9 protein-coding genes are annotated in these 13,462 nt (G+C 38.8%); 2 read left to right on the top strand and 7 right to left on the bottom strand.

Annotation, left to right across the window (positions count from 1 at the left end; genetic code table 11):
* Window positions 1-636 precede the first annotated feature (636 nt).
* Entirely contained in the window at window positions 637-1,236 is a 600-nt protein-coding gene (locus tag DWY84_RS07160) for a DUF4097 family beta strand repeat-containing protein (RefSeq protein ID WP_080633506.1), read from the top strand.
* Between the two features lie 34 nt (window positions 1,237-1,270).
* Window positions 1,271-2,248, top strand: a complete 978-nt coding sequence (locus tag DWY84_RS07155) for a penicillin-binding transpeptidase domain-containing protein (RefSeq protein ID WP_002593573.1) — start codon at window positions 1,271-1,273, stop codon at window positions 2,246-2,248.
* 43 nt (window positions 2,249-2,291) lie between these two features.
* Here the strand turns inward: DWY84_RS07155 and DWY84_RS07150 are convergent, their stop codons facing one another.
* From DWY84_RS07150 to DWY84_RS07120, 7 genes are all read right to left on the bottom strand, one after another.
* Window positions 2,292-3,161 carry a DUF6070 family protein gene (locus DWY84_RS07150; protein WP_347560778.1) on the bottom strand — a complete coding sequence of 290 codons (870 nt, stop codon included), beginning with the start codon at window positions 3,159-3,161 and terminating at the stop codon, window positions 2,292-2,294.
* A gap of 27 nt (window positions 3,162-3,188) precedes the next feature.
* Complete coding sequence (locus DWY84_RS07145) at window positions 3,189-4,460, bottom strand: DUF6070 family protein (RefSeq protein WP_002596367.1); 1,272 nt, start codon at window positions 4,458-4,460, stop codon at window positions 3,189-3,191.
* Entirely contained in the window at window positions 4,460-5,701 is a 1,242-nt protein-coding gene (locus tag DWY84_RS07140; protein ID WP_002596366.1) for a DUF6070 family protein, read from the bottom strand. Before DWY84_RS07140 ends, DWY84_RS07145 begins: the two co-directional genes overlap by 1 nt.
* On the bottom strand, window positions 5,649-7,763 hold the full coding sequence (locus DWY84_RS07135) for a penicillin-binding transpeptidase domain-containing protein (RefSeq protein ID WP_002596365.1): 2,115 nt from the start codon (window positions 7,761-7,763) through the stop codon (window positions 5,649-5,651). The genes DWY84_RS07140 and DWY84_RS07135 overlap by 53 nt, the downstream gene beginning before the upstream one ends.
* 185 nt (window positions 7,764-7,948) lie before the next feature.
* Window positions 7,949-8,176 carry a transposon-transfer assisting family protein gene (locus DWY84_RS07130; RefSeq protein WP_002596364.1) on the bottom strand — a complete coding sequence of 76 codons (228 nt, stop codon included), beginning with the start codon at window positions 8,174-8,176 and terminating at the stop codon, window positions 7,949-7,951.
* Window positions 8,177-8,179: 3 nt separating this feature from the next.
* Complete coding sequence (locus tag DWY84_RS07125) at window positions 8,180-12,184, bottom strand: YodL domain-containing protein (protein WP_330654662.1); 4,005 nt, start codon at window positions 12,182-12,184, stop codon at window positions 8,180-8,182.
* Window positions 12,185-12,312: 128 nt separating this feature from the next.
* Entirely contained in the window at window positions 12,313-13,341 is a 1,029-nt protein-coding gene (locus tag DWY84_RS07120; protein ID WP_002596362.1) for a PDDEXK nuclease domain-containing protein, read from the bottom strand.
* Window positions 13,342-13,462 lie beyond the last annotated feature (121 nt).

The following is a 13,462-nucleotide window of genomic DNA, read 5'->3' as shown; positions in this document are numbered from 1 at the left end:
CCGGGAATTTTTATATCAACGGCTGAAATTTAAGCGCTTACCTTAAAATTAGAGATTTGAACCTTATGTTATAAATACTATCTATCTAACGGGTATCGATAACAGGCGGCTTTTCAAACATTTTAACCAAGATATTGATTTACTCTGAAATCCTATTTCATATATAATACTCAGTTTATCATAGTTCTGCGCTCAGTTCCGAATGGTATTAGTTTACCTTTTGCTTGCTTCGAAAGTAAAGCAATATAGTATCTTTAGCAAGGCAGTATTGATTTGAAGTACACTCCTTTGCTTATTTAGCTTTCTATAGGTCGCATTCAAATATTCCACCTTGTTTGACGACAGATTTCGGCATAATAGGTTTGATGAAAAAGCCTTTAAACACATTTTAAGAGGTCTAAAAATTCAAGTCGTTAAAAAAGTGATAGTGATAATAGATAACACCAATTAAAATGCAAAAAAACTTTATCTTTCTTTCGTTTTTTATGTTTTTTATTCAACCGGAGAAATTGATAAAGCTGGATATTACTACAAATTAGAAATATAAATCTAATCTATCAAATATGGAGGAATGACTATGAAAAAAATATTTGCACTTGCTTTTTGTTTTGTAATGAGTAGCTTTGTTTTGGCGGGCTGCTCGGGAAAAGCGAACCTTTTGAGAAAAAAAGTTTTACGCCGGATACAAAGGTCAACGAAATAAATCTTGATGTGAGGGACAGAGAAATTGAAGTAACACTATCTGACGACGAACAGGTGCATATCCAATATTCTGAAAACAGCAAAGAGTATTATGATATTTCTGTTTCCGATGGAAATGTGCTGACTATGGTAAATGCCAACAACAAAGAATGGACGGATTATATCGGGGGAAAACCCTCTACCAAAGATCGGAAAATCGTATTACAAATGCCGACTACACTTCTGGATACTGTTACGCTATCTACGACAAATGAAGATATATCACTTCCAGTATTGGCTGTTACGGGAAGCATTGATATTTCGACTAACGACGGAAACATCACTTTTGAGAGCTTAGATGTAGGAAATACCTTGACTTTGACCGTTAAAAATGGGGATATTTCTGGCATGATTGGAGGCAGGTATGAGGATTTCGTCATTCAATCAGAAGTCAAAAAAGGTGATAGCAGTTTGCCAAAACATAAAGATATTGGTAAAAAAACACTAAAAGTACTTTGCAATAACGGTGATGTTGATGTTACGTTTGTGGTATAAATAAAAAAATATAAAGACAGGAGAAAAGATAATAATGATAACAAAGAATAAATTTTATTTGAAAATGATATTTACAGCATGTATATGTGCAATTATTTTAACTGGCTGTGGTAGTAAGTATACTGTAGAGGAAAAAAGCTTGGTTGAAAACCAAAAAGAAAATCAAGAAACACTGGAAAATGGAGTAAACAGAACTTCTATGGAAAAAAGTATGGAATTTTCCGATGAAAGCACAGAGAAAATACCAGAAATAGTAGAGGTAGACTGGTCAGAGTATTTTAATGGATTGAATGGAACAGCAGTTATATATGATGCATCCAATAAAAAATATACAATTTATAATCGTGATCTTGCAATTACAAGAAGTTCACCATGTTCGACATTTAAAATTATTTCTTCTTTGATTGCCTTAGAAAACGGAATTATTGAAACGGAAAACTCTACTAAAACATGGAGTGGTGAAATATTTTGGAATGAAGATTGGAATAAAGATATTGATTTTCAAGAAGCTTTTCGTACTTCTTGTGTATGGTATTTCAGACAGGTCATTGATGATATTGGAGAAGATTTAATGCAGAAGGAATTAGATAAGCTCCAATATGGTAATTGTGATATTTCTGATTGGGAGGGACGATTAAATACAAATAATAGTAATAGAGCTTTGACGGGCTTTTGGATTGAATCTTCTTTAATGATTTCACCCAAAGAACAAGTGGAAGTAATGGAGCATATCTTTGGAAAAGAATCGAATTATTCAGAAGAAACACAGAATACATTAAAGCAAGTTATGCTTTTATCAGAGGTTGATAGTACTGACATTTCTATATATGGAAAAACCGGAATGGGAAAAGTCGATGGTATTGTTGTTGACGCTTGGTTTACAGGGGTTGCGGAAAGTAAAACAGGAGATGTGTATTTTTGTGTGCGTCTTGGAAGAACTGATGGTATGAATGTATCCAGCACATTGGCAAAAGAAATAGCAATCGATTTGGTTCAAATAACATTACAATAAATACAAAATGAAATATAGTTAACTAGATAGTGTCTACACGAGTTTATGCCAAAATTGCACACCAATGGCAATGCAATAAATTTGCACTACTGCTAGAAATAATACTGTGCTTTTCCGTATTCCAGTTGGAACACAAAAGGTTCTGTCCCTGATATCCAAGTCCCAAGACGAGGCGCTCAGACATCTCTCGCTGTTCCTCTGTCATAGGTTTTATTCTAATCACGCTGCTTCCATCCACAATTTCACTGACCTCCGGTGGCTCCGGCACACACAACTCGTAGCAGAACCATCCCTTATCTGTATATTTCCACTCTTTTAGTCTTGTATAGGAAATGTATGAAATCCCCGGCTTATTATCAGCATTCCAGATTCCTTTTGCACTTACAACATACATATCTGTTCCATCAAAAATGAATTTCATTCTGCCCAATCCACCATCGTTGTGGACTTCATAAATTACTGCAGAACCACTTTTCCCTTCCATACATTCTTTCAGAAAACTGTCAACACTTTCATAATTCTCCATGTTAGAATATGTTACCATTGTTGTAACCGGACATCCTGCATCCTTTAGCTTCCTCTGCATTTCCAAAATCGTTTGATCATCCAAAGCAACATTAGATGCTATCCCTTTATCTGCAGTTTCATAAATGTCAAGATAAAGTTCCATCTGCTTTTTACAGTCAGTCTCAGCTTCTTCCCTTTTCTGTTCATCTACCGGAAGGTCGTAGCCCTTTTCCCATTGTTCTGCAGCCTCTTCCTCGGCACTTTTTATCTCCTCCGTGGAAGATACATCTTCCGTATCTTTCACAAGAGATTCATCCACAATACTATCTTCTTTTCCACAGGCACATACGAAGCATCCAATCAGAAATGCCATACTCAGCAAAATGCTTTTTTTCTTTAATGCCATAATATCATCCTTTCTTTCAAAGCAAATTTAATGTGCTTTTGCTATTGGCGGCAGTTCCAACTCTATTTGTTCTATAGAATTGGAAAGATACCTGAAAGTTCCGTCTTCAAATGGCTGGACCACAACCGTATTCCGAAAAGCGAGATCAGAATTATAATCCGGCCATACTCCATCCACGATAAGTGTAATCGTTCCATCCGCATTTTTTGTATAGTCAACTACTTCTCCGAAAGGTGGGTATGGGCTGGCATAAATCATCTCATATTCATAGCTATTGCTGCCCTCATCATATCCACAATGCTCTCTCAACTGTTCTACCGATACCGGAAAATAAGTAGTCATTATCCTTTCATATTCCTCTGCCGGAATCTTCCAACCCTCAGTTTTCAGATTTTCCCCCGTAGAAATCCTATAAACATCTTCATACATACAAGGCATCAGAATGTCCTCCACATTGCTGCTATCCCAATCTGTAACGAGCAGATTGTAATTCACATAACTTAGTCCTGATATGTATTTCTCCGTTAATTCCTGGCAGTCTTCTGGTAGCGGTTCTATTCTCCAATACTGTCTCAAACTTGCATGTGCAATCACATATTCATATGCGTAGATAAAATATCCTTTTTCGGTCAGTTTAATCTCAGCCACATTACTTACCGAAGTTCCCTGTATTTCTGGCATACCACCTTCTCTCCACCGAATTCCTATGTAATAGGTCTGCAACTCACCTTTCCGATAGATAAAGGTAACTGCTCCAATCAGCCCATCTCTCTGTACTTCAAATACCGTAACCATCGAGTCTTGTCCATCCAGGTAATCTGCATAAAATGCTTCGATTGCTTCATGATTTTGCATAGCAGTATCTTCTTCAACACTTACCAGACCGTTTCTGCCCAATTGCTCCACCACAGCTTTCCTCTGCTCTTTGGTAAATTCACTAATACCGGAAGAGTAGCTTAGTGCATCTGCAATTACAATATCCTTATAGATTTCTCTGACCGATTCTGCTGCTGACAAAACCGTACTCTGCAGTTGCTCCTTCTCCTCTTCTGTAAGGAGATCATCACTGGCTTGCGGAATAAACCAATATGCTGACTCTGTGGAAGTTTCCGCATTCTCGGCTTCTTCTGTTTCTGCTTCGCTATTTTCGATTTCTACAGGTGGCTCCCATACTTCTTCTGCCACCTTTTGCTTTTCTGTATGCAGTTCTCCCCAACAGACCACTCCGGCTATTACGAAAATCAACAGCAGCAAAATCGGAAGACCACATTTTCTAAGCAGCCATTTCACATCTTCCATTATTCGCCTCCGTATAATTCTTCCCATTCTTCTAACGTCAACCGTGGCGTATGCCATGTTTCCTCAGAATTATCCTCGGAGGGTATAATTCGATTGGATACATATTGTACCCCGCCATCCTCCAAAGGACGAACCACAACCTCGTGGGCATATACTTTGGAATTTCCCGAATATGGAAATACCACATTAGCAGTAAGTGTAATTGTTCCATCACTGTTCTCCGTATACCCGATTACTTCTGAATATGGGTATTCCGGATACTCTACTTCTTCGAAGCCTCTCGGTTTGTATTCATAGGTCGAATCCTCCGAATCATAGACAGTTTTGGATTGCAGCGTTTCACTATCAATATTGAAATATTTCATAATAACGCTTTCAAATTCCTCTTTTGGAATCCGATAAACTGCACTGACTGACAAATTGTCATCTGCAACATAAGGAACATACTGACCATTCACTTTTGGATAAAGAATGTCATACATATCATAGAAATTCAAATCCCCAAAATCTTCTTCACTCCAATCCACAATAAACATATTATTCTGTTCAAAGCTGATTGGAAGAAGATATTTCCGACTCAGTTCCCTATATGTTTCATCCAATGGCTGTACTCGTAATGCGGTATGCTCCTCTGCTCCACTCAATGTAAGAACGTATAATTCTTCTGAAAACCAGACACCAGAAAACATCAGGTAACCTTCTTCTGTATAATTCCAATACTCTGCTTGATACCTCCCAGTAACTTCTTTCTGTATTTCTCCATTTTCGTATCCATAATAGCTTCTGACCACATCTACATTTCCGTCTTTTGTGTGCAAATCGTATTTTACAAATCCGCCCAAATAGCCGACTTCAAGAATCGTTATATCTGCTTCTTCCTGTGTATCCACCTTTTCACAAAATTCCAGTACCTGCTCCGCTTCCGTCATATTCACTTGATTTCTGCTGTCAACAGCAGGATACTCGTTTTCTCCAAGACGATTTACAATACTCCGAATTATTTCCAAATCATCTAACTTATTTTCCTCTGCTGCCTTGTCATAAAGATCTATGCAGATGTTTATAATTTCTTCTTCATTCTCCTGTTCTTCTTCTGAAACGTCCTGAACATCAATTACTGTTTCCGAAACTGTATCTTCTTCCGGTGGTGTATCGCTACACCCCGAAATACTAAACATCAGTACAAAACTAATGACTGCTAAACCACTCTTCCAGAACCAGGCTGTCTTTCTTAACAACATATCCGCTTCCTCCTCTTCCTTTCACATCTTCTACCATACTGATAATCAATATAGGACATTCCGTATCTTCTGCTGTAAAAATTGCAAACCATCCTAATTCTGTACCCGAAGTATCATCCTTCGATGCCTTTATTTCTGCCGTACCTGTTTTTCCTGCTAAAAGAATGTCATCTCGATGGGCTGCATATCCAGTTCCATTAGAATCATTCACAACCTTCTTTGTTCCTTCCAATACACGACTTGCTGTCTCGTTAGAAAAGGCACCCGGAATCCAATACTCAGCTTCCGCTTCATTCTGATATACCAAATAAGGCTTTATTACATTTCCCTCATTACAGAAAGCAGAATAAATACATGCCATATGCAACGGGTTCACTAAAATCTGTCCTTGTCCGTAACCGCTGTCAGCTAACTGTATTTCAGTTTCAATGCCTTCTGTATTGGAATACTGAGATTCTGCCATCTTAATCTCAAATGGTAGTTCCTCATTGAAACCAAGCCGTATCAAAGAATTCTCCAACTCATCCGATCCAATCTTTAATGCTGCTTTTGCGAAATAAATATTATCAGAATAAATCAAGGCTTTCTCTAAAATGACTGGTTCATACGCATGAAGCGTTGTTACATGATATGAACCCCACGATGCATCTTTTTGCCAACTTAATCCTACGTTCCCGTAATCTTCCATTGGATCGATTGCTCCTGATTGTAAACCAATCGCAGCTATAATTGGTTTGAAGGTAGATCCCGGACACCACACTTGCCGGAACCGATTATACATTGGCTTATTCTCATCCTCGTTAAGTACAGTCCACTGCTCACTCGATAATCCCATAATAAAATCGTTATTGTCATAGGCCGGTGTGCTGACCAAAGCCAATACCTCTCCGGTATAATGATTTATGGCTACTGAGCAGCTTTTATCTTCCTTAAACTGTTCGTACAAGGAAACCTGCAAATCAGTATCTATCGTAAGCCGGATGTCCTGCCCATGCTGTACCAGGATACAAGCCAGTTCCTCCTTCTCTTTATCTTCCGAATTTACAATGTAAATCCTGCAACCGTTCTGGCCTTTCAGTTCTTTCTCGAACAAGCCCTCCATTCCGCTTCTGCCGATTACACTATTGGCTGTATAACCTTCTCCTGCATGTTCCTCTAAATCTTCCGCAGTAACGCTTTGAACATACCCGACCAAATGCGCAGCGGCTTCCCCTAATGGGTATTCACGCACTTCAACATCAGATATCATCACTCCGGGAATCTCCAGCAACTTATCATGCCTTTCTTTCTCCTTTAAAACTTCTTCCTCTGGACTGATAGACATTAACTCAATTTCTTCCACTCTTGGAATCGTTTTAATAGGTACAAAAGAATCATCCTTTACCCACTTTGCAGACAGGTTCTTTTCTATCACTTCCGTTGTGATTTCCAATAGTCCTGCAATCTGTGCGATTGCTTCCTCTCTGTTTTCCAACTTGCCCGGAACAATTCCAACTGAAGATGCTGTACCTTTTCCTGCAAGGACACGTCCGTTCCTATCCAGAATTTCTCCTCGCTCTGCCTGTGTAGTGGAAACTCTTACTTTATCTGCAGAAGTCAGATTAGGAAAAATCATGGAATCATCCCAAACCAATTTATATCCTTCTTCTCCATTTATAAAAAATGCCTCATTCTCAAAGCTGATAGTTCCTGCCACTGTATCAAACGAAGTCAAATATGTTACTTTTTTATCTTCCTCCACATACTCGACATTTTTTATCGACATGTTTTGCATTTCAATTCCCTCATAAATAGTGGAATTTCTCTTCAGAAAATCTTCCTTACTGATATATCCAGATGACTCCAAATCAATCATTGCATACATTTCTTCGTATTCTTGTTTTGGAATATGCATCATATACTCTACTAAGGTAGTATCTGGTGTTTTACACGCATTTTTTCTTTTATATAATACTGTTGCACTCACAACTACTCCAATCAAAGTAATTGTTAACATCAACACTATAATGCCCAACATTTTTCTATATCTTTGTATTCTTTTGGTTCTATGTTTTGCCTTCATCGTTACCTCCATTTCTTATTCATATCAATGTACTACGCTTATATATTACAAGTGTAAGATTTTAAAGTAAAAAAATTTACTCCCTTTCGCTATAAATATTACACCCGTAATATTTATCAGTCAAGTTCTTATTCAAAAAGACAGAACACAGCCACCAAAAGCCATGTTCTGCCTTACGTTTGATGTTACTCTGCCGCTACAAACTCCATCTTCATAAATTCATGATCCGTCAATTCCTTTAATTTTGCAAGGACACATAATGACAATTCAACCATCTCATCATCCTCCAGATGTTTCAGAGTCTTATTGATACCATTTATGACATTTTTTCTGCCTCCCACATCTAAATCTATACCTTCTTCCATAAAAATACTGATTAAATTACTCTCTTCTACGGTAAATCTCTTATTCATCACTTACATCTCCCTCTGACTTTTCTTTTCATTTTCTTGAACATCATGTTCTTTCGATTGCCCTTCTACCTGTGACTTTTTCTCCGCAAGACGGGATTTTAAGGAAATCCTTACTGTAGGCTTCTCCTCCATTCTCTTATTTTCTTCCCTTTGGGCTTTCTCCCCAACACCATTATTCAGCACATTATCAATCATATTATAATTCTGTTCTTCTGCCTCCTCAATCTTGGCAAGCGGCTTATACTCTGTCAGTTTTTCCAGAAGCTCCGTTGCTCGTTTTATTTCCTCTGGTACAGCTCCCTCCGAAATAATGTCTGCAAGCCACGTTGTTAAATGTCCGGTATCGCCCTGTTTTATGGATTCTGCAAGCTCTGATACATTCTCGGTCATATTTCTTGTACTATCGTGATACAGTACAGTATCATAATCGTAGCAAAGTCGGTCAAGTTCTACTGCAAGCTGTTCCTCCTGTGGCAAGTCCGGCATACGCAGTTCCCACACTCTTGCTTCCATTTCTTCACTCATCACGCCATCTATCTCCATATCGGGCAATTTAGCCACCAGTTCCGTAATGACTTCCATTGCCTGCGGATTGTTTTTAATATCAGGAACATAGTCCAAAACCCCAAGGTCAATCCTCTTTCCAGATAAAACATCAATCTCGTAATCCTCGAAGGGTTCCGCCCCTCTCTCTATGATATTGATTCCAATTGCCGGAATACCATTCATCCTCTCCGATGGTATCTGCTTCCAGATTGCTATGGCTTCATCCACCGTAGGAATATTCTCATAGCATTCACCAAGATTATGAAATTCGCCACATTCCGAAACAGTTAAAGTTACTTCTACCTTCTCCTTTTCCTGCTCTCTTGCCTGTCTGACACCCTCCAAATATTCCTCCACCTGTGGCAGATAGGTTTCCAGTGTACCTGTTCGCTGTGCTGTAATAGGGTTGATGTCAACTTTTACTTCTCCGATATGAAGTCCGCCCTCATTAAAGGCATTAAACAAATCGTCCTCCCGTTCCGCCGTGGAAAGTTCCACAACCACATCAAGGTCAGAACTTTCATGCTCCAATCCCCTGCACCTGCTTCCGGTCACAGCAACATCCACAATCGTTGCATCAATGTTATACTCATCAATCTTTGCCTGCACATGGCATTTCACAGTTTCCTCGATTTCTTCCGGATTCATTTCACTAATATCATGGAATAATTCCCCGGTCTTTGCCCTAAAATCAGCCACCACACTGCTTGGTGTACTCTCCGGAATAATACGATTTGCTTCCTCTGCTTTTTCCATCAGTCCATCATAATCCATCGGTATCAGTTCATCTTCTCTTTGGATATTTCCTTTTGCACCATTGTAATCCGGCTGTGACTTCAAATCCTCTAAAATATCATGTAAGGCTTCCCTTATCGTCACATCAGGATTATCATAAATTCCTCCGTCAATCTCCTTATAATCAGCTCCCATAATGGAATAGTCATAACCGCCCTCTACTTCCTGAATGCTGATAAAACGGTCTGCAATAGAAAATGCCAGTTCTGTTTCCTGTTCACTTTCCAAAGTTTTTTTCATTTCCGCAAGCACCTGTTCCGTTTCATCGCCAAGATCAATGATTTCATCTCCATCTATTTCCGGTTCTGTCTTTTGGACATTGTGTCCAGAAGTGTCCTGCATTTCTTCCTTTTCCGGTGTCTGCTCCCGTAAAAAATCCGGTATTTCCGTATATCCAAAAGAATCCACAAAATGAGCCGTATTCTGTCCGTTCTGATGAAGCACCACTATATCGCTGACAGATAGCGAATGTCCTCTGAAATCTTCTGGGTGGTCAAGGTTGAATTTTTCAAAGATTGCCTCTAAAGTTGCCCCCTGCGTCTCTTTTTGCAGTTCAGATAATTCGCCCACATATAAAAGTGTATAATTCTCTGGTTTAATTGCATCAAAATTATCTTTTGTAATGCCCATACGCTTTAAGGATTCCGTCCCCTCAAAACGTAAGGAATCTAATTCCAGATTAGGCTTTAATTGATAAATTCCATATTTATCAGTACTAGCATATAGGAGCTGCTCTTTTCTTGCCATTTCAGGTGTAATAACAGATCCGTCCTCATAGTTAATAGATTCCACCCATGTGATACCTAATTCTTTTTCTATTTCAAATTCCAAATCAGTTCCATAAAAAGCATTATGAATTTCTGCCACATCAGTATCTGAAATAGGCTCTGAGGTCTTGAATACCGCAGTTCTATCCCCACCCATTTCTTCTATATCGACAGCCACAACTGGATACGGGTATGTATATTCTCGCTCCTGTTCGTCCATTAAGATAAGTGTAATCTTAGTCTGCTGTTTCAATGCTTTATTCCATGTTTCCTTTTCAACCCCAAAGATACCTTCATGCTCTTCTATACGCTCCCTGCTTTCTGCCAATGATTCCGTACCGTCAGTATGAAGCAAATATACATGCAAATCATGTCCAAATAATTCCAATGCTTTCTCTTGTGTTAATGGCAGCATTTCATTCCATTGATAGCCATATTCCCTCATTTCCGACAAACCAATCATCGGATCAGGCAGGGCATCAATCTCCGCCTTTGCATCAATTATGGTCAATGCCACATCCTGTTGGACATACTGCTCCCTATATGCCAGTTTCTCTGCAAGTTCCCTTGTTTTATTCATATCATCAAGTTTATAGGCATAATTTACAATCAGATTTCGCTCCTCAGACGTGAAAATATTTTTTTCTGCCTCCAACTGATTGATAAGTTGTTCTGCCTGCCCCATGACAGATAAATTGGTATCAATGGGTTGTTCCACTCTTTCCTTTACATCAATAAGCTCGTCTGTATCCATGTTATAGCGGACATCAATATGATATTCCTCCGCTTCTTCCGTCTGCTCGTCAGCAAGTTCGGTAGTCCATGCTCCTTTGCTTTCAAGATAAGATGATATATTCGATTTATCCTCTTCATTCATGGTAGAAAGAGCGGATATAAGTTCTGCACTGTCCATTCCACGGACACTGACAAGATTGTATTCTGAAAAATCCTCGTTATGTACCAGCAGAATGCTTTCCTTTCCATGTTCCTGCTCCATCTCCCGGTTAAGCTGAAGCTCCTGCATTGCCCCCTCAATGCCTGTAATCAGTTCTGAAGCTGTCTTTCGGATTGTATCAAGGGAAGATTTCAGCTCTTTCATATTCCTACCGCTGCTCCAGCCTGCGATATATCCAAAGGAATAATCGGATGTATCTATACCGAAATGCTGGCACACTGTAAAAGCCACACTCTCCGCTTCCACTTCCTTTGTATTCCTGTCCTTTACCGGAATATCCATGCTCTGATTAACTTCTTTATCATGCAGCATGGAATGAGCCACCTCATGCACCATTGTTTTCAAAGTCTGGCTTTCGCTCATATTTTCCTGAACAGCAATCCGTTTTTCTGCTGTACTGAAATACCCTTTGGAATCGCCGGGAATATCTTCAAATGCAATCGGAACAGGAGAAATATTCATAAGCGCCTGGACAAAATCCTCATATCCCTCCACCGTAGATAACAGCTCATTCACTTCCAGTTCCGGAATAGGCTTGCCATCCGTCTGCGATACATCAAAAACAGATACCGCACGAAAGGCAGGAATGGTAACCTCTGTTTCCTCTTTCTGCGGCATACCGTTTTCATCAAACATCATTTCTCCCGTTACAGGGTCTAACTTATCACGTTCCTCTTTGATTTTATAAGGAGCTGGTGCAAGAATACGGATTGCCTTTTCTCCTTTATTGACGTGCCGCTCAAAGTTCTTCTGCCACGCCTGATAGCCTGCCACCAGCGTAGCTTCCGGCTTCTGCATGGCAATCAGCAGCGTATTGTTAAAACTGTAATTATGAAATTTTGACATGGTGCTGAGATAGCTTTTATATTTTTCACTTTCAAAAAGCTCTTTCAAGCCAGCTTCCAGCTTATCCGTGATCTCTTTGACTTTTTGTTTTTCACTCATGTAAACTGTATTTTTATCTGCCATAATTCGATTATCCTTTCTTTTTTCCACGCAAAAAAGACAACCATCTCTGATTGTCTTTTTCGATATGCCTATTCAATTTGCATCTTTTTTAGATTGCTTTTTTATTACTCTTCTTTCTTTTCTGTATCCTTCTCTAAAATATTGTTCACTAATTTTTGGAGTTCATTGCGATTTGGCAGATACAATTCATATTTTGAAACAAATAAATTGCTGTCCATACCGTAAGTTGCATATTCTACAAGCAGTTCATCTTTGTTATGACTCAGGATAATGCCAATCGGTGGGTTATCATCTGCCATATTTTCTTCTTTTGCGAAATACCCCATATACATATTCATCTGACCGATGTCTATATGCTGGACGGAATTTTTCTTTAAATCAATCAGCACAAAGCATTTCAAAATTCTGTGGTAAAATACCAAGTCCACATGGTAATGAATATTGTTTACAGTTAAGGGATACTGCCTGCCCACAAAGGTAAATCCTTTTCCTAATTCCAACAAGAATTTTTGGAGATTATCTATTATTTTCTGCTCCAAGTCTTCCTCACTATAACGCTCTTTCTCCGGAAGTCCCAAAAATTCTAATGTGTAAGTATCCTTGATAACATCCTCTGGCTTGTCATAAGTAATTCCCTCTCTGGCAAGTGCCAGAATTCCTTCTTTATCTCTGCTTGTAGCTAATCTAAGAAACAAAGCGGAATCCATCTGTCGCCTGAGTGTTCTTACATCCCACTTTTCCTTATAACATTCTTTTTCGTAAAAACTTCTTTCTAATTCATCATCAATCTTTATCAGCTCACAAATATGCGACCATGTCAATTTGTCAGACACCGTCTGACAATTCTCATAACAAAGATAAAACTTCCGCATATTGTTGAGGTTTGGGCGGCTGTATCCTCGTCCCAATCGCAAAGTTAATTGATGCGAGAGTGTTGTTAATAATTTTGAACCGTATGCTGCTTTAACATTTCCATCCTGCTCAAACTCAACAATATATTTTCCGATTTTCCAATACGTCTCTGTAATTACACTGTTTACTTTTTCAGCTATCTCTTTTTTGGCATTTGAAACTGCTGTTTCAATCTCATCCACCAATGGCTGAAGCATATTTGTCTGCTCTAAATCATTCATAATATATCCTTTCCGAATTTGTCAGACAGTGTCTGACAAATTCAATTTCCATTTTTATGTATTACGTTGTCTCCATTTCTCTTTAGCTTTTTCCAAATCGCTCTATCACTATATTTCCCTT

This window comes from Clostridium sp. AF27-2AA, assembly GCF_003478505.1.
GTDB lineage: Bacteria > Bacillota > Clostridia > Lachnospirales > Lachnospiraceae > Brotaphodocola.
This window is presented reverse-complemented; position numbering and strand designations above follow the sequence as displayed.